Origin of the sequence: Chitinophaga sp. HK235, from assembly GCF_018255755.1 — a bacterium.
Taxonomy (GTDB): Bacteria; Bacteroidota; Bacteroidia; order Chitinophagales; family Chitinophagaceae; genus Chitinophaga.
This window is the reverse complement of record NZ_CP073766.1, coordinates 5,202,410-5,221,985: the sequence shown is the minus strand read 5'-3', so window position 1 is coordinate 5,221,985 and position 19,576 is coordinate 5,202,410. Positions and strand designations below refer to the sequence as shown.

19 protein-coding genes are annotated in these 19,576 nt (G+C 46.7%); 11 read left to right on the top strand and 8 right to left on the bottom strand.

Annotated features, from left to right (window positions below):
• The first annotated feature begins 4 nt into the window (after nucleotides 1-4).
• Entirely contained in the window at nucleotides 5-1,465 is a 1,461-nt protein-coding gene (locus KD145_RS19520; RefSeq protein WP_212000980.1) for an amino acid permease, read from the top strand.
• Here KD145_RS19520 and KD145_RS19515 read toward each other — a convergent pair.
• The 3 genes from KD145_RS19515 to mqnC form a co-directional block, all read right to left on the bottom strand.
• Entirely contained in the window at nucleotides 1,462-2,004 is a 543-nt protein-coding gene (locus KD145_RS19515; RefSeq protein WP_212000978.1) for a GNAT family N-acetyltransferase, read from the bottom strand. The two genes, KD145_RS19520 and KD145_RS19515, sit on opposite strands and share 4 nt — an antisense overlap.
• Before the next feature lie 143 nt (nucleotides 2,005-2,147).
• On the bottom strand, nucleotides 2,148-2,777 hold the full coding sequence (locus KD145_RS19510) for a hypothetical protein (RefSeq protein ID WP_212000976.1): 630 nt from the start codon (nucleotides 2,775-2,777) through the stop codon (nucleotides 2,148-2,150).
• 181 nt (nucleotides 2,778-2,958) lie between these two features.
• Complete coding sequence (gene mqnC / locus KD145_RS19505; RefSeq protein WP_212000974.1) at nucleotides 2,959-4,083, bottom strand: cyclic dehypoxanthinyl futalosine synthase; 1,125 nt, start codon at nucleotides 4,081-4,083, stop codon at nucleotides 2,959-2,961.
• 159 nt (nucleotides 4,084-4,242) lie between these two features.
• Here mqnC and KD145_RS19500 point away from each other — a divergent pair, with 159 nt between their 5' ends.
• From KD145_RS19500 to KD145_RS19475, 6 genes are all read left to right on the top strand, one after another.
• Entirely contained in the window at nucleotides 4,243-5,448 is a 1,206-nt protein-coding gene (locus KD145_RS19500; RefSeq protein ID WP_249219451.1) for an aspartyl protease family protein, read from the top strand.
• A 13-nt stretch (nucleotides 5,449-5,461) separates the two neighbouring features.
• Nucleotides 5,462-6,373: an aspartyl protease family protein gene (locus KD145_RS19495; protein ID WP_212000970.1), complete on the top strand. Its 912-nt coding sequence runs from the start codon at nucleotides 5,462-5,464 to the stop codon at nucleotides 6,371-6,373.
• A 94-nt stretch (nucleotides 6,374-6,467) separates the two neighbouring features.
• Nucleotides 6,468-7,706 (top strand): pitrilysin family protein, encoded by a 1,239-nt coding sequence (locus KD145_RS19490; RefSeq protein WP_212000969.1) that lies wholly within the window; start codon nucleotides 6,468-6,470, stop codon nucleotides 7,704-7,706.
• Between the two features lie 36 nt (nucleotides 7,707-7,742).
• Nucleotides 7,743-9,023 carry a pitrilysin family protein gene (locus tag KD145_RS19485; protein WP_249219450.1) on the top strand — a complete coding sequence of 427 codons (1,281 nt, stop codon included), beginning with the start codon at nucleotides 7,743-7,745 and terminating at the stop codon, nucleotides 9,021-9,023.
• A gap of 117 nt (nucleotides 9,024-9,140) precedes the next feature.
• Nucleotides 9,141-9,536 carry a lysozyme inhibitor LprI family protein gene (locus tag KD145_RS19480; RefSeq protein ID WP_212000968.1) on the top strand — a complete coding sequence of 132 codons (396 nt, stop codon included), beginning with the start codon at nucleotides 9,141-9,143 and terminating at the stop codon, nucleotides 9,534-9,536.
• A 167-nt stretch (nucleotides 9,537-9,703) separates the two neighbouring features.
• Nucleotides 9,704-10,111: a lysozyme inhibitor LprI family protein gene (locus KD145_RS19475; protein ID WP_212000967.1), complete on the top strand. Its 408-nt coding sequence runs from the start codon at nucleotides 9,704-9,706 to the stop codon at nucleotides 10,109-10,111.
• A 77-nt stretch (nucleotides 10,112-10,188) separates the two neighbouring features.
• Here the strand turns inward: KD145_RS19475 and KD145_RS19470 are convergent, their stop codons facing one another.
• Together KD145_RS19470 and KD145_RS19465 are read right to left on the bottom strand one after the other, a co-directional pair.
• Nucleotides 10,189-11,328 carry a formimidoylglutamase gene (locus tag KD145_RS19470; RefSeq protein ID WP_212000965.1) on the bottom strand — a complete coding sequence of 380 codons (1,140 nt, stop codon included), beginning with the start codon at nucleotides 11,326-11,328 and terminating at the stop codon, nucleotides 10,189-10,191.
• A gap of 120 nt (nucleotides 11,329-11,448) precedes the next feature.
• On the bottom strand, nucleotides 11,449-11,697 hold the full coding sequence (locus KD145_RS19465) for a hypothetical protein (protein WP_113616059.1): 249 nt from the start codon (nucleotides 11,695-11,697) through the stop codon (nucleotides 11,449-11,451).
• A gap of 346 nt (nucleotides 11,698-12,043) precedes the next feature.
• Here KD145_RS19465 and KD145_RS19460 point away from each other — a divergent pair, with 346 nt between their 5' ends.
• The gene (locus KD145_RS19460; protein ID WP_212000963.1) at nucleotides 12,044-13,138 is read left to right on the top strand and encodes a glycosyltransferase; all 1,095 of its coding nucleotides are present in this window, start codon (nucleotides 12,044-12,046) and stop codon (nucleotides 13,136-13,138) included.
• A 69-nt stretch (nucleotides 13,139-13,207) separates the two neighbouring features.
• Here the strand turns inward: KD145_RS19460 and KD145_RS19455 are convergent, their stop codons facing one another.
• Complete coding sequence (locus KD145_RS19455; RefSeq protein ID WP_212000961.1) at nucleotides 13,208-13,537, bottom strand: arsenate reductase family protein; 330 nt, start codon at nucleotides 13,535-13,537, stop codon at nucleotides 13,208-13,210.
• 94 nt (nucleotides 13,538-13,631) lie between these two features.
• Between KD145_RS19455 and polA the strand changes: the two genes are divergently transcribed.
• The 3 genes from polA (at nucleotide 13,632) to KD145_RS19440 (ending at nucleotide 18,380) form a co-directional block, all read left to right on the top strand.
• The gene (gene polA / locus KD145_RS19450; RefSeq protein ID WP_212000960.1) at nucleotides 13,632-16,454 is read left to right on the top strand and encodes a DNA polymerase I; all 2,823 of its coding nucleotides are present in this window, start codon (nucleotides 13,632-13,634) and stop codon (nucleotides 16,452-16,454) included.
• 154 nt (nucleotides 16,455-16,608) lie between these two features.
• Nucleotides 16,609-17,133, top strand: coding sequence for a GNAT family N-acetyltransferase (locus KD145_RS19445; protein WP_212000959.1), 525 nt, complete (start codon nucleotides 16,609-16,611; stop codon nucleotides 17,131-17,133).
• 104 nt (nucleotides 17,134-17,237) lie between these two features.
• The gene (locus KD145_RS19440; RefSeq protein ID WP_212000958.1) at nucleotides 17,238-18,380 is read left to right on the top strand and encodes an aminopeptidase C; all 1,143 of its coding nucleotides are present in this window, start codon (nucleotides 17,238-17,240) and stop codon (nucleotides 18,378-18,380) included.
• A gap of 230 nt (nucleotides 18,381-18,610) precedes the next feature.
• On the opposite strand, the gene KD145_RS19435 is transcribed toward KD145_RS19440, so the two are convergent.
• Together KD145_RS19435 and KD145_RS19430 are read right to left on the bottom strand one after the other, a co-directional pair.
• Nucleotides 18,611-18,895, bottom strand: coding sequence for a hypothetical protein (locus KD145_RS19435; protein WP_212000957.1), 285 nt, complete (start codon nucleotides 18,893-18,895; stop codon nucleotides 18,611-18,613).
• A gap of 53 nt (nucleotides 18,896-18,948) precedes the next feature.
• Nucleotides 18,949-19,566, bottom strand: coding sequence for an L-threonylcarbamoyladenylate synthase (locus KD145_RS19430; protein ID WP_113616066.1), 618 nt, complete (start codon nucleotides 19,564-19,566; stop codon nucleotides 18,949-18,951).
• Between the last annotated feature and the right edge of the window lie 10 nt (nucleotides 19,567-19,576).

The window sequence follows — 19,576 nt, the reverse complement described above, 5'->3', positions numbered from 1 at the left end:
TCAAATGAAACAATATTACAAAAAACCGTTGTCCTGGCTGCTACAGGAATCAGGCGAGGAGGGGAGTCATAGTCTCAAACGCTCCCTGAGCGGGTTTCAGCTCGTCATGCTGGGATTGGGCGTAATCATTGGTGCGGGCCTGTTTTCGCTAACAGGACTGGCCGCGGGCAACAATGCAGGCCCTGCTGTTACCTTGTCCTTTATAGTAGCAGCCATTGGCTGTGCCTTTGCTGGTTTATGTTATGCAGAATTTGCTTCCATGATCCCGGTAGCCGGAAGTGCCTACACATATGCCTATACCACCATGGGAGAAATGTTTGCCTGGATCATAGGCTGGGACCTGGTACTGGAGTTTTCAGTAGGAGCAGCTACAGTATCTATCAGCTGGTCTAATTACCTGGTTGAATTCCTGTCGGGTTATGGTATTTATCTACCACCACGGCTGGTACATTCTCCATTTGAAACAATTACGCTGCCAGGTGGAGAAGTTGTACATGGCCTGTTTAACCTGCCGGCGGCATTAGTCGTGATACTGATGTCTTACGTCCTGATGCGGGGCACCAAAGGTTCCGCGATCTGGAATGCAGTGGTGGTATCGCTGAAAGTAGGCGTAGTATTGGTTTTCATTGCACTGGGATGGAAATATGTACAGCCCGCCAACCTGGTACCTTATATCCCTAAAAATACCGGTGAGTTCGGTCATTTCGGATGGTCCGGTATCCTTCGGGGTGCAGGCGTGGTGTTCTTCGTATTTCTGGGCTTTGACATTGTGAGTACTGCTGCACAGGAAACCAAAAATCCGAAGCGTAACATGCCTATCGGTATACTGGGCTCCCTGGCTATCTGTACGGTCTTGTTTATTGTTTTCTCCCATGTTATGACGGGCCTCGCCCCTTACACTGAGTTCAAAAACAGTGGTGCACCGGTATCCATCGCTATTGCCCATACACCTTACAAGTGGCTCGGACAGATGGTGGTACTCGCTATCATCATTGGTTATACTTCTGTAATCATGGTAGACCTCTGGGGACAGTCACGCGTATTTTACGCGATGTCTAAAGATGGACTGCTACCGAAAGTATTTTCGGAGATACATCCCCGTTTCCGTACACCGTGGAAGTCTAACATTCTTTTCTGTGTGTTTATCAGTTTGTTTGCTGCGCTGGTGCCTATTAAGGTAGTGGGAGAGATGACCAGCATCGGCACACTGCTGGCTTTTGTGATCGTATGTGCGGGTGTGTGGATCATGCGTTATACCATGCCGGATGCACCTCGTTCTTTTAAAACGCCCTGGGTACCTTTTGTGCCGATTATGGGTATACTCACTTGTGTGGGGATGATGGTATTCCTTCCGCTGGATACCTGGCTGAGGCTTATCATCTGGATGGCCGTGGGCATGGTTATATACTACTGCTACGGCAGGAAACACAGCCGGGTGAGGCAAACTACAGACGCCGGTCATTAAAACTTCCAGTCCTTGCGCAATACGCCCATCACTACCATGTCTACAAACTGACCATGTAGTTTGGCGTTGTGCCGGAGAATACCTTCGCGGGTAAATCCCAGCTTGATAGGGATTTGCCCGCTGCGTTCGTTCTGCAGCACAAAACGGATCTCTATTTTATTGAGTCGTAATTTTTTGAAAGCATAGGAGATCAGTGCCCTGCAGGCCGCCGTAGCAATGCCTTTACCCTGAAATGATTCTGCTACCCAGTAGCCTATTTCCGCTTTCTGAAGCTGATGATCCCATCCGTGCAGGTCCATCACACCACATAACTGCTCCTTGTACCAGATACCCAGTGCTACTGCTTCCTGTTCTTCTGCTTTCCGCTGCATCATCTGAATGAAACGCATGCTATGCTCCTCATTGGTGTTATAATCCACCCATGGCAGGAATTTGCGAAGATTTTTACGGGAAACATCCAGCTGTTTGTACACCAGGGGCGCATCCTGCAACTGTAGTTGCCGCAGGTATATATCTTCATTAACGGGTACCTCTAACATAACTGGAAATAATAAATGGGGGATAAACCTACGAAGAAAATTACGAATTTCGAAGTTATTGATAATGAATCATCCATAAAAAAGTTGAGCAGATCAATAATTGATCTGCTCAGCACTTCACACTTCATTCGTCATTACTGCATTCATTGATTCCTGGCCAGTAACTGCCTTTTCGCCATATCTTTTACCACCTGTTGTGCGTATAAAACGGCCATTCTTTCGGTGGAAGGGGGATCAAAAGATTGTGATTGTACAGAATATAACAACTGTCCGCTTTGCAGATCATACAGGTTACCTTCCCATTGATACTTCGTATTATAGGTGATATAACCCGGAGAATAATAGGTACCGTACCAGCGGGAATAATAAGGCCAGAATCCATAATAACCGTAAGGAGAATAGGCATATCCAGGTACATAACTTCTTTCTCTGCCTTTATCCACCATTACAATGGTCAGCACCTGGCTAACATCGCTACCCTGAAGCTTTCTGACAGCCTGCTTTTCACCCATTTGTATAAACTGTTCGGGACCGAATTCCTGTAATGCAGAAACAGCATTATAACCTCTTTTCCTGAACTCAGAAACGGTGAAGTTTTCCATCTGACTTCTGAGTGCCCGGCTCTTTTCAGGAACCAGCGCCATCACCATTATTTTTTTGTCGCGTTGCAGTTGCGGTGCGTTATTGGCCCTCCAGGAAGACGTGATCTTCGTACTACAGGCAGCCATCGCCATAATCACCAATCCTGATAATATTAAACCCAGCTTTTTCATGGTTCCCTCCTTTGTTTTGATGAGTTACATCTGTTAGACGTAGGAAAGAATAAATGGTAACAGCCACTAGATAGTTTTAACAATTCTTTATAGGATGATGATAAGCGGAGAAAAAGCAGGAAAAAACAAAGCCCTGTCAGACAAAATGCTGACAGGGCTTTTAATATTAAAAACAATTCACTTAGTAATTGATTATCTGCTCTTCAATGTTGGCAGGTATCTCTCTGAATTGATACAACTGGTTCCGCAGTTGTGGTTCAAAGCCGGCCTCCTTGATTGCTTCCTGCATAGAGCGGTAGGTGAAGCGGTGAGGTGCACCAGCAGCGCTTACCACGTTTTCTTCGATCATGATGGAACCGAAGTCGTTGGCTCCTGCGTGGAGGCAAAGCTGCGCAACCTGTTTACCTACGGTGAGCCAGGAAGCCTGGATATTTTTGATATTAGGCAACATGATACGGCTCATAGCGATCATGCGGATATATTCTTCTGATGTAGTCATGTTGTGTACACCGCGGATTCTGGCCAGCAGGGTATCTACATCCTGGAATGTCCAGGGGATAAAGGCGGTGAAACCGTAGTGACCTTCCGGTTTTTCGCTTTGTACCTGCCGGATGTCTACCAGGTGCTCAAAACGTTCCAGTACTGTTTCTACGTGGCCAAACATCATGGTGGCAGAGGAAGCGATATTCAGCTTATGGGCTGCACGCATAACGTCGAGCCATTCCTGGGCACCACATTTACCTTTGGAAATCAGTCTGCGCACGCGGTCGTTCAGGATTTCGGCACCTGCTCCCGGAAGGCTGTCCATACCAGCTTCCTGGAGGGCACGCAGCACTTCAATATGGGTGCTTTTTTCCAGTTTGGTGATGTGTGCTACTTCCGGGGGCCCCAGCGTATGCAGACGCAGGGTAGGATACAGTTTTTTCAGTTCTCTGAACAGGTTGGTATAAAAGCTAAGCCCCAGCTCAGGATGGTGACCACCTTGTAACAGCAGCTGATCGCCGCCATATTTCAAGGTTTCATCGATCTTGCGTTTATACTCCTCGATATCGGTAATATATGCTTCGGCGTGGCCGGGTATGCGGTAAAAATTACAAAACTTACAGTTGGCCGTGCACACGTTGGTAGTGTTCACGTTTCTGTCTATCTGCCAGGTCACCTTTCCATGCGGCACCTGTTGCTTGCGTAACTCGTTGGCAATGTGCATCAATTCTGCCAGCGGTGCATTTTCGAACATGAATACACCTTCTTCTGCTGTCAGAAACTCAAACTGCTGTGCCTTTTGGTATAAATCCTGAAGTTCCATATGCTGTTTTTCTAGTCGCTGAATAACCCGACAAAGGTAGTATATCGCACAATAACAGCGGGTAATAAAAATATTTTATATGTAGCATATTTAACATTAAATTTAGGAAAACGATCCCCCTGCATCTTCTGTATGCCTAGACCAAATCTGTTACTTGCCATGCTGCTTACTATCGCAGCTACCGTTGCTTTCTCTCAGCCGGTACTTGCCGGCAATGCCATCTTTGAGCATGATAGTACCCCTGCCTCTATGCCTGTCACCCGCTTTAAATTCAAGCAGTATTATGGTGGCGTTGTAGTTATTTCAGCCCTGCTGGATAACCTGCCGGATACCCTGCAGTTTATCCTCGATACCGGCAGCGCCGGCATATCGCTGGACACTGCCACCTGTATACGACTGGGCATCAAACTAACGCCTACTGACAAGGTGGTGAAAGGACTGGGAGCCGCCAAAACCGTGTCCTTTGCCATGAACCGAACCCTCAGACTACCCGGCCTTACCATGGACAGCCTCGACTTTCACGTCAACGACTATGAGCTGATCAGCCAGGTGTACGGGATACAGGTAGATGGTATCATCGGATACAGTTTTCTGAGCCGGTATATCGTCACCGTAGATTATGACACAGAAGAAATCATCGTTTACTCCAAAGGGCATTATACCTATCCCAGGGGCGGACAACTGCTAAGACCCTCCCTCACACAGATACCGCTGATCACAGCCCCGCTGAGGAGTAACAAAAAGACTGTCAACAACCGCTATTATTTTGATACCGGTGCCGGTATGTGCCTGCTGATTTCTACACAGTTTGTGAAAGACAGTGCCTTGCTCAGCAATCACCGCAAAAGCCGGAAGATCATCCAGACAGAAGCTCAGGGCCTGGGTGGCAAAATGCAGATGTCGCTCACCACTATACCTGAGTTCCGTGTTGGCAGCTATTCCTTCCGCAATGTGCCGACTTATATCTTCGATGATAAAACCAACGTCACCGCCTATCCGTTTCTCGGCGGCATGATCGGCAATGACCTGCTACGCCGGTTTAATATCACACTCAACTACGCCAAAAAGGAAATATACCTGATGCCCAACTCCCACTTCAAAGACATGTTTGATTATTCCTATACAGGACTGATCATCTATCTTATCGATGGGAGGGTGGAAGTCACCGACATCATCAAAGGATCACCTGCCGAAAAAGCCGGTTTCCGCAAAGGAGATATCATCCTGGCTATCAACAACAACCTGGGTGCTAACCTGCAGCTCTTCCGCGAAATGCTTAAAAATATCGGCACCAGGGCCACCATGCTGGTCGCCAGGGATAATGAACTGTTAATTAAAAAGTTGCCAATAAAAAGCATTCTTTAGCGTTATTTGCAGCATGTGGCGTTTTCTAGGGACCGTAATCATCATATCCTTTAACACCTTCATGCCTGCTTTTGCACAACGAAGAAACACAACACCGGCAGAGGACAATACCAAACCGGTGGCTGTTATTCCTTTTCGCATGGTAGACAAACAGGTAGTCATTCCTGTAATGCTGTCCGGCAGTACAGATACCCTTCATTTTGTGTTTGATAGCGGCGCGGAAATCACCATCCTGCATGAGCATGTGGCGCAGAAGATGCGTATCAACAGCGGACATCAGTCCTTCATGAGCGGTACTAACAACGCCATGATCAAAACCCTGGTGGTAACGCTCAACGCACTATACCTGAAAGAGTTGCGCATTCCCTACGTGAAGGCTTATCTCGAAAACCTCAACGATATCGGACAGATAGATGGTGTGATCGGAGTAGACCTGCTTAAACTCTACATCGTTAAAATTGATTACCGGCAACAGCAGCTGGTACTGTACCGCAACGGCAAAACGCCAATAGGCAATACCGGCCGCCTGCTGCACTTTCAGCTCAACTATACCACCCCAGTAGTAGATGCAGCCGTCCAGCTACCCGACGGACGGAATCTTCCCGGTCATTACCATATCACTACCGGCGGAGATTACGGTATCCTGTTTAATTGGCCTTATGTAGACTCCAACCGGATCAACAGTCTGCCTACCATCAACACAGACCGGGTACAGGATATGGTCAGGGTGCTTTACTATATCAACAGCAACATACCTTCCATGCAACTGGGTGGTAAAACCATTCCCAACGTGCCTGTCAGCTACAGTAAAGACATTAACGATGTTGGCGTGTTCACGGAAATAGCCGGCTCTATTGGTTATGATATCTGGAAACAGTTTACCGTTATCATCAACTATTCAAAAAAAGAGTTGTACATCGAATAAAAAAACCTTTCGGTAAATCCTCCGCAATTCCTGCCCCTGAATGCGCAATTCCTTGTTTTTTCCCCTATTTTTACTTTTACACTAATATTACATTATGATTCATTATAATAAATTTACGTTGGCTAATGGGCTGCGGGTCGTTGTTCACGAAGACCACTCCACACCTATGGCCGTATTAAACGTATTGTACGACGTAGGAGCCAGAGACGAAAACCCGGAACAGACCGGTTTTGCCCATTTGTTTGAACACCTGATGTTTGGCGGATCTGTTAATATTCCCGAATATGATGAGCCTCTGCAAATGGCGGGAGGGGAGAACAACGCCTACACTACAAGCGATCTTACCAACTACTATATCCAGCTGCCAGCTGAAAACATTGAGACGGCTTTCTGGCTGGAAAGCGACCGCATGCTCTCACTGGCCTTCAGCGAAAAAAGCCTGGACGTTCAGCGGAAAGTAGTGTCAGAAGAGTTTAAGGAACACTATATCAACAAGCCCTATGGCGATGTATGGCATAAGATGCGTGAACTGGCATTTTCCACGCACCCTTATCGCTGGATGACCATTGGCAAAGAACTTTCCCATATCGAGAATGCCCAACTGGAAAATGTGAAAGCCTTCTTCTTCCGGTTTTACCGTCCTGTTAATGCGATCCTTTCCGTAGCCGGCAATGTGACTGTAGAACAGGTAAAAACACTGGCAGAGAAATGGTTTGGTGATATCCCTTCCGGAGAAAAATATAATCGCAACCTGCCGGTAGAACCAGCGCAGGCAGAAGCACATAAACTGGAGGTAAAAGCCAATGTTCCATTGGATGCGCTGTACAAATGTTATCATATGTATCCCCGGGCAGACAAACGTTATTACGCGGCTGACCTGATCACCGATATCCTTGGTGGTGGCAGCTCTTCCCGTCTGCATCAGGTGCTGGTGAAAGAGAAGAAATTGTTCAGTAATATTGACTGCTATCATTTCGGTAGCCTCGACGCCGGTCTGCTGACCATTGAAGGTAAGCTGGTGAAAGGTGTTAAGATGAAGGATGCAGAGAAAGCCATTCAGGTCGAACTGGAGAAACTACAGAACGAAATCATTTCAGACCGGGAACTGCAGAAAGTGAAAAACCGTGTGGAAAGCCTCCTGGCATTTGAAGATATGAGCCTGCTCAACCGTGCCAACAACCTGGCCTTTTATGAGCTTTTGGGAGATGCCAGCCTGATGAACAAAGAGTTTGAAAACTACGAAGTCGTAACAACCGCCGATATTCACAGAGAAGCCCAACTGCTCTTTGATGAAAAGAATGCCAACACGATTTATTATTACGCCGAAAACTAGGCCCTCCCGGCCTTTGCACGGCATAAATGAGACATTATGAACAGAACGATTCCTCCTTCCATTAAAGATGCAGTGGAGTTTGATATAACGCTGAAGCCTTACGAACTATTTAAGCTGGACAACGGTATTCCCGTCTATGCCCTCAGATCGGAAGAGCAGGAAACACTGCAGCTGGAACTGGTATTTCCGGCAGGTTCCTGGTACGAAAGTGAAAGCCTGGAAGCCACGGCTACCAACTTTCTCATGAAAAACGGTACCAGTAAACATACTGCCCTGGAGATCAACGAAACCTTCGACTATCATGGCGCATACCTGAACCGTAATGCCTACCATGAAAACGCCACGTTTACGCTGCACTGCCTCTCCAAACATACAGAGGTACTGCTGCCCATGCTGCAGGAAGTCATCCTCGATCCTATCTTTCCGGAAGAAGAGCTACAGCTCTACAAACAAAACCAGAAACAGAAGCTGGCTGTCAACCTGCAGAAATGCGATTTCGTGGCCAATCGTTTCATCGATAAATACCTGTTTGGTGAATTCCATCCCTATGGCCGTGTCAGCAGCATGATGGCTTATGATGCGCTGCAGTCCGAAACACTGCGGGCCTACTATCAGAAGCATTATACGTACAATAACTGCCGCATCTTTGTTGCCGGTAATATGCCTGCCAACATGATCGCATTGCTGAATAAATACTTCGGCAGCAGCCAATGGAATGGCCAATCCAATCTGATCAAACTGGACCTGCCGATACAACCAGCAGAAGAAAAAAAATTCCGCATTTTCAACGATGAAAACGGGGTACAGGGTGCTATTCGCGTAGCACGCCCTTTCCCTAACCGCTATCATCCTGACTTCCCTAAAATGCTGGTGCTCAACACCATCCTGGGAGGCTACTTCGGCTCCAGACTGATGAGCAATATCCGGGAAGAAAAAGGTTATACTTACGGTATCTATTCACAGCTCTATAACTTCAGACAGGTAAGTGCCATCAATATCCAGACAGAAGCCGGCAGAGATGTGTGTGAAGCCACTATCGAAGAAGTATACAAAGAGTTGCAAATCCTGCAAAACGAAACAATACCCCAGGAAGAGCTGGACCTCGTGCGCAACTATATGGTCGGTTCCATCCTCGGCGATCTGGATGGTACCTTCCAGGTGATACAACGCTGGAAAAACCTGATCCTCAATGATCTGGACGAAAACTATTTCTACAATAACATTAAAACCATCAAAACCATCACTGCGGAAGAACTCCAGCAACTGGCGAAACAATATTTTTCGCCCGCTGATTTCTACGAACTGGTGGTGATCTGATGCCATCAGAAAATATACTAAGAGAACGTATCCTGCAATATTCCAAGGCAGGATACGTTTTTTCCGGCCGTCTGAAATCAACCGAAGTATCAGTATTCATCCTTAAACTATCACCATATGAAATCATTCTTTATTGCACTGTTATTAATGGCCGGCAGCATCGCCGGTGTTGCACAAACACAGGCAGAGATGAACAAACAGGCCGGACTGGAATACAAGGAGGCTGACAAAAAACTGAATACGATATACCAGGAGATCCTGAAAAAATACACGGCCAACAAAACTTTCATCAACAATTTTAAAGAAGCACAAAGACTGTGGGTACAGCTTCGCGATGCGCAACTGAAAGCTATGTATCCTGAATCTGCCAAAAGTTATGGTAGTATGTTCCCGGCATGTAAGTCCAATTATCTGGCGGAGCTAACCAACCAGCGGACCGAAGCCCTCCGGGTTTGGCTGAACGGACTTCCTCCCGGCGAAACCTGCACCGGATCTGTAGGTGCAACAGAGTAAGGTTTACGGTGAACTTCCGAAGCCGCGAAAACGCCTGCCGTAAAGGCTTTTGGGGTTGACATTATCCTCTTTGCACGCAGCAAAATCTCAGAGGGGGCCACCCAAACAAATTACATCATATATTTATATAATAATTTCGTTATCTTTGGCGTTCACACACAGCGCCTATGCGAAACCTTATCCTTATACTGGCGGTATTTCTGTGTAGTAATGCATATGCCCAGTCGCGCCAAGCGGCCCTGGACTCACTGGAAATCCGTTATCAGCATTGCCTGTCTAAAGGCAGTAATAGTTACAGCTGTGCGCTTGTTTATTACAAGCAGCTCGACAGCCTTTTGCACAGTACCCTTCAGCGTCTTTACACCCAGATCGATCCGGGCAAGCTACGTGCCCTGCAAACAGAACAGGGAGCATGGGAAGAGAAGCGGGAAGAATATTTCCGTAAGATAGATGAGCGGGTGGAAAAGATGCATAAAAGCACCATGAACGGGCTTGATGATGACATGATCTCCACCGACAACAAAGCTGCCTATGTAAAAGACAGGGTTACGGCCCTTCTTGATTTACAGATTTAGGTATTTTTTTATTTAGTGATTTGTGCTGATGTAAAGCTAAATCACCAAATAAAAAAATGACTAAATCCCTAAATGATTTACATTCTTTCCTGATGACGCAACCAGCGTTCCGGCATTTCATTGTTGCTGGCCAGCAGGTAATCGTTGTAAGCACAGGGCACAAACTCCTGGTCGGGTAGTTGCATCCACCAGCGGCCGGTACGTTTGCTTTTCAGGAATACGGTTTCTATATCGGAGAAGGCTATATGAAATTCCCAGAAAGAGTCGCGGTCTTCGAGGAGTGCTTCTTTATTTTTCACAGAACGTCCGTCCATAAAGTACCACATCATCTGCGCGATCTGACGTGCAGTAAGTTGTTCTTTGTCTTTTTCGGGGCGATAACCATAGATACCGAAGGAAGACAGGCGGCTGCTCATGCCGGCATAGCGGGTGAGAGAGCAGGCCTCTTCGCCACTGAAGCCGTTGGGAGAGAGGTGATTGGCCGGTGCATCTGTATGCCGGATAATATTGATATCGAGGCTGAACATATCGGAATGGCGCAGTACGGGTTCTGCTTCTTCTATGTTCTCCCGGATACGGCCCAGGCGGTAACAGTCGAAACGCAGTTTGTCGAGTGTTTCTAACATGCGCGGATGTACGAAATAACTCTGGAAACCAAGATGATTATAATGACGGAGATAGTTGGGCTGTTCAGTGAGAATGTCCATCAGGAACCGCTCGCTGCGCAGGGAAGACTCTTCCTGCAGGTCGATGAGTGCATCGGCCACTGTAGCTTCTATGATCAGCTGATGAGCCGCATAGGCTTTATATTGGGGATAGGTAAGATCATGTGACCCACCCAGTATGATAACGGTTTTATTGGCCTGTATCAGTTCTCCGACCACTGTTTTCATAGCTGCATAGGCATCTGCGAGGAAAGCGCCGGAGCGGAGGTTTCCGACATCGGCCAGTTTGATATCACGGTGCCAGTTATACAGGCGGAAAAATTCCCGGCGTATGGCGTCGGGGCCTTGGGTGCCGGTTTTGCCGCTGGCACTGCCTCTTTCTTCTCCTACACCCAGCAATACAATATCAGCAGCATCCAGGTCCGGATGATGGTCTTCTTCATAAGCATCAATAACACCTCCGATCTGGAATGCATCATACTCCAGATCATCATTCAGAAATGCTTTGGAAACAGGTTGCAAAAAATCCTGCAGGTGCGAAAAATCTGCCATCACTTATTTGGGTTTGTTTGATGGCAAACGTACAACAAGAATTTAATAAAATGCACAATGAAGCGATGAGCAGCTGGCAATGGCTACTTTGCGGGAATTGTGATGTGTGACGCGCTACTGCTAGTTCCGATGAATAATGAACTCAAAAGGTTTGTGTGCTTTGCGGGAAATTGCTTTTTCCAGCGCCGATCGTTTGCTGGTAATTCTGCTTTTGTTGCAATCTACTACCTCCATTACTGCGCACAGATAATCCATCGTTTCAATTAAGGACAACATCTCACTGATCTGCCTTACAGCAGACTGGATCTGCTGCTCTGTGTACCTATCTTCATGTAGCAGGATTAATAAATCTCTATCTACCGGTTTCATGAAAAAATTTTTGACTGTTCCCCGAAATATTGTTTGGCTAGGTTTTCATGGGATAATCCAAAAAGATAAGGTAAAAATCGTTTTCAATGTTTGGTGTCAGATGAGTCTTTAATGCATTCGTTTTTTGTTCATAGTGGGACAACCGCAATCATTTTTCTTAAATACTTTGCAACCTGTCACCGTTAAACTTCCACACAGAAAAAAGATCACCATCCATTTGAGCCTTTTCATATTGCTAATTAATATACTTCCAGTTAAATATAAATCCTTCCCTCTAAGAGTTTACCTTTTCTTAACAATCACCCTTTGTAATTTAAGCTAAATTCGCAAAAAAAATCCAATTTATTTGTCCACAATCCTGCCTCCCGTAAAAATTTTAATCGTGCCGCTGGACTGGGGCCTCGGACACGCCACCCGCGATATTCCGCTCATCTATGAAATGCTTAACGCAGGCGCGCAGGTTTTTATTGCCGCCGAAGGCAAGCATGCCGCATTGTTAAAACAGGAATTTCCGGAAATCACCATTTTACCGCTCCCCGGCTACCGCATTCAGTATGCACAAAAAGGCAAGTTCTTCGGAATCAAGATCATACAACAAATTCCAAAGATCGTTAGCGCGATAAAATATGAACAACGCTGGCTGAATAAAGTGGTAAAAGAATACCAGATCAGTGCCGTCATCTCCGACAACCGCTTCGGTCTGTACCACAAGGAAATTCCCACCGTTTTCATCACACATCAGTTGTTGATCAAAACACCTTTCGGCGGCTGGATAGAAAGGACCCTGCAGAAACTCAACTACAGCTTTATCCGTAAATACAGCGCCTGCTGGATTCCTGATTTTGCCGGCAACAATAACCTTTCCGGTGAACTGGCCCATCCTGCGCAACTCCCTGCCAACACGACCTATATCGGCTGTCTGAGCCGCTTTGAGCCTCGCACAGACATCGAAAAAAAATACGACCTGCTGGTTCTCATCTCCGGTCCCGAGCCTCAACGCTCCAACCTGGAGAAACTGATCCTCGACCAGGTAAAAACACTCTCACTTAAAGCACTGATCGTCAGCGGAAAACCCGGCACCCCCTACCATGAAGAGGTAGCTCCCGGCGTTACCCAGGTAAACCATCTGAACGCCAAAGAGTTAAACGAAGCCATGCTGGCCTCCGACATGGTATTGAGCCGTTCTGGTTACACTACCCTTATGGACCTGGCCAAGCTCAACAAAAGAGCCATCCTGGTGCCTACTCCCGGCCAGTCAGAACAGGTATACCTCGGCGAATACCTGATGGAAAAAGGTTATTTCTATTCCATTCCTCAGGAACAGTTTAATCTTAAAACCGCCCTCGACGAAGCAGCCCGCTTTCCCTTCAAATCATTCCACCACGATCAGGACATGTACCTGTACAAGGATGTGGTAAAAAACTTCATAACAAAACTGTAAGCGAGATTTATGTGATGATGCTGATATCCCGTTCAACAGGAGAATCAGCATCATCACATAGAATCATAGTTACATTTGTTTAACCTCAGACCCTATAAAAATCCTTCCTGCAGCAACTCCCACGGGACGTTTCAGAAAAGAATATTCCTGCAGAATCAGATCGCGGTAATCATGTTCAGTGAGCGTCTTCTCATGAAGGCCCATCGGACGGTATTGTTGTGATCTGCGGCTGAACAGGGCTTCATAGCTTCCGGCCAGGGCATGCATCTCTTCGAGCTGCTCCGGTGTAATTTTTTCTTTTTTGATGTCCTGTAGTGCAATTCCTCTTTCTTTTGCCTTGATTTCTTCAAGGATCTTTTTACAGGTACTGCAGGTGGACAAATGATATATCTTGCTCATATGCTACTTATTTCCAGGTTAAAATTACATTCTGCGTGAATATTGTGGTACTATCTTAATTTTGTGCATCAAATTAATTCTTGTAGGTTTAGTAATGCAAAAGAAATTATTTTTACTGGACGCCATGGCGCTGATTTACAGGGCATATTATGCACTGATCAGAAATCCAAGGCTTACCAGCACCGGACGTAATACTAATGCGCAGTTTGGATTCACCACTACGTTGCTGGATCTCATCAATAAGGAAAAACCGACCCATCTGGCTGTAGCTTTTGATACACATGCGCCCACAGAACGCCATACTACTTTTACCGATTATAAAGCCAACCGTGAAGATGCGCCTGAAGATCTGCTGGATGCCCTCCCTGATATCAAACGGATCATCGAAGGGTTCAATATTCCGGTGGTGGAATTGGATGGCTATGAGGCCGATGATGTGATCGGAACACTTGCCTGGCAAGCCGCAGACGCTGGCTATACGGTGTATATGGTGACACCCGATAAAGACTACGGGCAGCTGGTAAAAGACAACGTGTTCATCTACAAACCGCCATACATGGGTAGCAAGGAAGAAATCCTGGGCCCTAAGGAAGTGTGCGAAAAATGGCAGATCAAAGATGTACACCAGGTAATTGATATCCTGGGTCTGATGGGCGATGCGGTGGATAATATCCCTGGTATCGCCGGCGTTGGTGAAAAAACAGCTATGAAACTGCTCGCACAATACGAAACCCTCGAAAATGTGCTGGCCAATGCAGATGCCATCGGCGGTAAAATGGCAGAAAAAATCAAGGCAGGTCGTGAAAACGCCCTGATGTCCAAGGAACTGGCCACTATCATCACCGATGTACCGGTAACATTTCATGAAGAAGATTTTAGCCTGTCGGAGATAGACAAGGAAAAACTGTCGGAAATATTTACAGAACTGGAATTCAAAAGCCTCGGCAAAAGAGTGCTGGGTGACAGCTTCGCTTTCGCTGGCAGCGCCCCTGAACCCAAAGCCAAAGCCAGAGTGGTGCAAACCGACCTCTTCGGTCAGCCAGTGGAAACAGCCGTGGCTGAAGCAGAAGAGACCATCGAAGCCACCACTTTCCTCGCTCCGGACAAAAATATCCACAATACGCCCCATGATTATGTGCTGATAGACACACCGGAAAAAAGAGCCGAATTGCTGGCTTCCCTGCTCCAACAGCAGGAGGTAGCCTTTGATACAGAAACCACCGGCACCGATGCCAACGAGGCCGACATTGTGGGTATGAGTTTTTCCTACAAAAAAGGCGCCGCTTACTACATTCCCATGCCTGCCAGCCATGAGGCTGCCAAGGCCATCCTGCATGAGTTTCAACCACTCTTTCAGCACCCTTCCATCACACTGGTAGGCCAGAACATCAAATATGATATGCTGGTACTCAAATGGTACGGACTGGATGTTACCACCACTCTTTTTGACACCATGCTCGCCCATTACCTCGTTGAGCCGGAAGGCCGCAGGAGCATGGACGCGCTGAGTGCACAATACCTGCAATACGAGCCTGTACCCATCGAATCCCTGATCGGTAAAAAAGGGAAGGGACAAGGCAGCATGCGGGACGTGGAAGTGGAAAAAATAAAAGAGTACGCTTCAGAAGATGCTGATATCACCTTACAGCTGAAACATACCTTCGCGCCAATGCTGCCACAGAAAAGCGTGGAAAAAGTTTTTTACGATGTGGAAAACCCACTCGTGAAAGTGCTGACAGACATGGAGTATGAAGGCATTGCCATCGATACAGTGGCACTGGCCGACTATTCCCGCGAACTGGAAACAGAAATAAAACGTGCAGAAGAAAGTGTGTACGAACAAGCCGGCGTAAGATTCAAACTGGCATCTCCCAAACAACTGGGTGAGGTACTGTTTGAAAAATTACAACTGGATCCGAAAGCCAAGAAAACCAGGACCGGACAGTATGCCACCGGAGAAGACGTACTGCAGAAGCTTTCCAGCAAACACAAGATCGTGGAAGACATCCTGATCTTCCGTGAGCTCAGCAAGCTGAAGTCAACTTACGTAGATGCGTTACCGTTAATGCTCAACAAACGGACCAACCGTGTACACACTTCCTACAATCAGGCAGTAGCAGTAACCGGACGTCTCAGTTCCAACAATCCGAACCTGCAGAATATTCCTATCCGCACTGACCGCGGCCGGGAAGTGAGGAAAGCTTTTGTGCCCCGCAGTGAAGATTATGTGCTGCTGTCTGCTGACTATTCACAGATAGAACTGCGTATCATCGCGGCCATCAGTGAAGACGCACAGATGATCGATGCTTTCCGTAAAGGGATAGACATTCACGCAGCCACCGCCGCCAGGGTGTACAACGTGCCGCTGGAAGAAGTGACTTCCGAAATGCGTCGCAACGCCAAAAGCGTGAACTTCGGTATCATCTACGGTGTGAGTGCTTTCGGGCTGTCGGAAAACCTGGGCATCGCCAGAAGTGAAGCCAAAACACTGATCGATAACTATTTCGCACAGTATCCGTCCATTAAAAAATATATGGATGATCAGATACAGTTTGCACAAGCTAACGGTTACGTACAAACGATATTGGGCAGAAAAAGATGGCTGAAAGACATCAATTCTTCCAATGCGGTAGTACGTGGCTATGCAGAAAGGAATGCGATCAACATGCCGATACAAGGTACGGCCGCTGATATGATCAAACTGGCCATGATCGCTATTCACAAGGCGTTTAAAGAGAGAAAGCTGCAATCAAAAATGATCCTGCAGGTGCATGACGAATTGGTGTTTGACGCCCATCGTTCCGAACTCGACATCATTAAACCCCTGATAATGGAATGCATGAAAAATGCATTACCATTGACCGTTCCTGTAGAAGCAGAAATGGGAACCGGCGAAAACTGGCTGCAGGCCCACTAATAAAACGGCATTCCTGTGATGAATAGTAAAGTACAAGCAGACGTCTATATAGTTGACTATTAAGACTTTCTGCTTGTATTCGCTGTTCATTTCCGCAGATGCGCAATTTTGATAACCTCTTGTATTTCCCAAAACAGTTTACTAGTTTCAGAACATGATTCAAACTCCCCGACTACAATTGTTGCCTTGTACATTGCAGCACTTTGAGTCGCTATTACAAGGCAATGATACACTCGCCGATCTTCTGGGCATCACCGTTCCGGAAGGCTGGACCGAATATCCCGAAATGGTGCTGGTAGCATATGACAAATTACGCAATGACCCATCCATGCTGGGATGGTTTTTTTACCTGGTTATTCACCGGGAAGATAAACGCCTGATTGGTGCTGGTGGCTTTAAGGGCAAACCCAACCATCAGGGCATAGTGGAGATGGGGTATGAAATATCCCAGGACTACCGCGAACAGGGGCTGGGCTCCGAAATGGCCCAGGCACTTGTCCGCTTCGCTTTTGGCCACTCATACGTACAAAAAGTCATTGCCCATACCGAAGAAGAATACAATGCTTCCGTTAAGATATTACAAAAAGCAGGAATGCGTTTTGTCGGCACTGTTAAAAACAAAGAAAATGAAGATCTCTGGGAGTGGGAAATTACCAGAGTACAATATCAGGAACAATAAAAACGATGTAATGCTGTAGCAGGCTTCCGTTCATCCATCTTTTCTCATGATGAATACCTCCTTTCCCTTATTTTTGGCTCTTGTCTAAAAACCTGTCTTAACTCATGAAGAAATGGATGATTAGTGCAGCTATGCTTTGCAGCACCGCAGCATTTGCACAAACCAGCACCAATGTGGAGGGTAGCCGCTACCAGTTTACCGTTATTAAAAATATGGATGCTGGAGATGTACAGAACCAGGGTCGCACCGGTACCTGCTGGTCTTTCTCCGGCCTGTCCTTTTTTGAGTCTGAACTGCTCCGTAATGGTAAAGGCAAAGGCCTTAATCTGAGCGAAATGTTCGTTGTACGTAAAATGTACCCACTGAAAGCCACCAACTATGTAAGGATGCATGGCAAAGCCAACTTCGGCGAAGGCGGTGGTTTCCCTGACGATCTGCTCTGCCTGCGTGAATACGGCCTCGTACCACAGAGCGCTTACGATGGTAACAAGGGTAAAATGTACAACCACGCCGAAATGGAAAACCTCCTGGAAGGTCTGGCGAAAACCATCGGCAATGCCAATGGTAACATCAACCCCGACTGGAAAAAAGCTTTCGATGGTGTGCTGAACGGCTACATGGGCGAAGCTCCTGAGAAATTCACCTATAACGGCAAATCCTATACGCCGCAGTCCTTTGCTAAAGAACTGGGCCTCAATGCGGATGATTATGTCCTGATCTCTTCCTTCACCCACCACCCGTACAACTCACAGTTTGTACTGGAAGTGCCGGATAACTGGAACTGGGAAAAAGTTTACAACGTAGCCCTCGACGATTTCACCCGTATTGCGGAAACAGCCGTAACCAACGGTTACACGCTCGCCTGGGCTGCTGACGTAAGCGAAAAAGGCTTCAACTTCAAAGAAGGACTGGCCATCGTTCCAGAAAAAGACTGGTCCGATATGTCTGCTGAAGAAAAGAAAAACCTGTTCCTCCAGCCAGGAACAGAAAAAACCATCACCCCCGAAGTACGCCAGCTGGCCTTCGATAACTACGAAACACAGGACGACCACGGCATGCACATCGTAGGCATCGTAAAAGATCAGAACGGCAACAAATACTTCCGCGTGAAAAACTCCTGGGGCACCGACAACTTCGGCCAGGGATATTTCTACGCTTCCATGCCTTACTTCGCATACAAAACCACTTGCTTTATGGTCAACAAAAAAGCACTGCCGGCTGAAATCGCGAAGAAGCTGAAACTCTAATGAATGCTGATGCTGCTGATTCTCCTGATGAGCGAAGCTCAATGCAGATTCGCCTGATGGGAAGATGGAAGCAGATGATTATATTTTTTAAAAACGAAGCCCACATTGACGTAAAATCAATGTGGGCTTCGTTTTTAAAATGATTTTTTATTTAATTGCTTTTGTCAAATATATTTATTTGACGGAGTCAAGCATTCGTTTTTAACTGATTATTTTTTAATGTGTTGGATTCATTTTCCTTCGTAACGTTGGGTATAATCGTAGTTGCCTAACCTTAATTTAACGGGGACGCCTGTATGTTTTTGCCAGGTCCATTCCTGTTTACAAAAAAAGCCGAAATGCTGGTCATAATAAGCATTGGGTGCCAGGGGATTTATTGGATATACCATCGTTGCCGGCCGGGAAAAAACGGGAGCGGGGCGAAAGGCCAGAACAGATCCCACCGGCTTACCTGCCGGCAGGAGCCGGACCGGCTTCCGCAACAGCGTTTGCGCCTGCGCTAAAACAGGTCCCATGATCAAACAAACTGTTATCCAACGTTTTATCATCTTATTATCTGAAGTAAACTTTAGGAAATCGCGTCATAACTACCAAGGCCTTCCCTGATCAGTTCCGGTTCCGGACCGGTACAGTCCACCACCGTTGAAAATGCCATCCCTCCAGGACCTCCATCTACCACAATATCTACCACCTTCCCAAATTTCTCATAAATGATTTCCGGGTCCGTATATTCTTCCACGTAATGCTCTATCGGCAGGGTAGTACTCATCAGCGGATTATCCAGTTCTTTTACGATCGTTCTGCAGATATTATTGTCCGGCACCCTGATACCCACAGTGTCCTTTTTGGTTTTCAGCAGTTTAGGTACCATTTTGCTCGCTGGCAGGATAAAAGTATAAGGGCCTGGCAACGCCTTTTTCAACATCCTGAACACCGGCGTGTCTACACTTTTGGCGTAGTCTGACAGATGGCTCAGATCATAGCAGATAAAGGAAAAATGTGCTTTTTTAGGATCTATCTGTTTGATACGGGCAATCCGTTCAATCGCCTTGTGCTGGGTAATATCACAGCCCAGACCATATACGGTATCTGTAGGATAGATAATGATACCTCCATCCCTGAGGCATTCGATAATCGTTTTTATATGACGTGGGTTCGGATTTTCCGGGTGTACGTTCAACAGCATAACATTAATG

What these genes read in the sequence shown, in the direction of transcription:
- KD145_RS19520 (WP_212000980.1), top strand. Translation starts at nt 5, where the DNA reads ATGAAACAATATTACAAAAAACCGTTGTCCTGGCTGCTACAGGAATCA.
- KD145_RS19430 (WP_113616066.1), bottom strand. Translation starts at nt 19,566, where the DNA reads ATGCTGTTGAACGTACACCCGGAAAATCCGAACCCACGTCATATAAAA.
- KD145_RS19445 (WP_212000959.1), top strand. Translation starts at nt 16,609, where the DNA reads ATGATTCAAACTCCCCGACTACAATTGTTGCCTTGTACATTGCAGCAC.
- KD145_RS19440 (WP_212000958.1), top strand. Translation starts at nt 17,238, where the DNA reads ATGAAGAAATGGATGATTAGTGCAGCTATGCTTTGCAGCACCGCAGCA.
- polA (WP_212000960.1), top strand. Translation starts at nt 13,632, where the DNA reads ATGCAAAAGAAATTATTTTTACTGGACGCCATGGCGCTGATTTACAGG.
- KD145_RS19435 (WP_212000957.1), bottom strand. Translation starts at nt 18,895, where the DNA reads ATGGGACCTGTTTTAGCGCAGGCGCAAACGCTGTTGCGGAAGCCGGTC.
- KD145_RS19495 (WP_212000970.1), top strand. Translation starts at nt 5,462, where the DNA reads ATGTGGCGTTTTCTAGGGACCGTAATCATCATATCCTTTAACACCTTC.
- KD145_RS19465 (WP_113616059.1), bottom strand. Translation starts at nt 11,697, where the DNA reads ATGAAACCGGTAGATAGAGATTTATTAATCCTGCTACATGAAGATAGG.
- KD145_RS19475 (WP_212000967.1), top strand. Translation starts at nt 9,704, where the DNA reads ATGCGAAACCTTATCCTTATACTGGCGGTATTTCTGTGTAGTAATGCA.
- KD145_RS19480 (WP_212000968.1), top strand. Translation starts at nt 9,141, where the DNA reads ATGAAATCATTCTTTATTGCACTGTTATTAATGGCCGGCAGCATCGCC.
- KD145_RS19455 (WP_212000961.1), bottom strand. Translation starts at nt 13,537, where the DNA reads ATGAGCAAGATATATCATTTGTCCACCTGCAGTACCTGTAAAAAGATC.
- KD145_RS19515 (WP_212000978.1), bottom strand. Translation starts at nt 2,004, where the DNA reads ATGTTAGAGGTACCCGTTAATGAAGATATATACCTGCGGCAACTACAG.
- KD145_RS19510 (WP_212000976.1), bottom strand. Translation starts at nt 2,777, where the DNA reads ATGAAAAAGCTGGGTTTAATATTATCAGGATTGGTGATTATGGCGATG.
- KD145_RS19490 (WP_212000969.1), top strand. Translation starts at nt 6,468, where the DNA reads ATGATTCATTATAATAAATTTACGTTGGCTAATGGGCTGCGGGTCGTT.
- KD145_RS19485 (WP_249219450.1), top strand. Translation starts at nt 7,743, where the DNA reads ATGAACAGAACGATTCCTCCTTCCATTAAAGATGCAGTGGAGTTTGAT.
- KD145_RS19500 (WP_249219451.1), top strand. Translation starts at nt 4,243, where the DNA reads ATGCTGCTTACTATCGCAGCTACCGTTGCTTTCTCTCAGCCGGTACTT.
- KD145_RS19470 (WP_212000965.1), bottom strand. Translation starts at nt 11,328, where the DNA reads ATGGCAGATTTTTCGCACCTGCAGGATTTTTTGCAACCTGTTTCCAAA.
- mqnC (WP_212000974.1), bottom strand. Translation starts at nt 4,083, where the DNA reads ATGGAACTTCAGGATTTATACCAAAAGGCACAGCAGTTTGAGTTTCTG.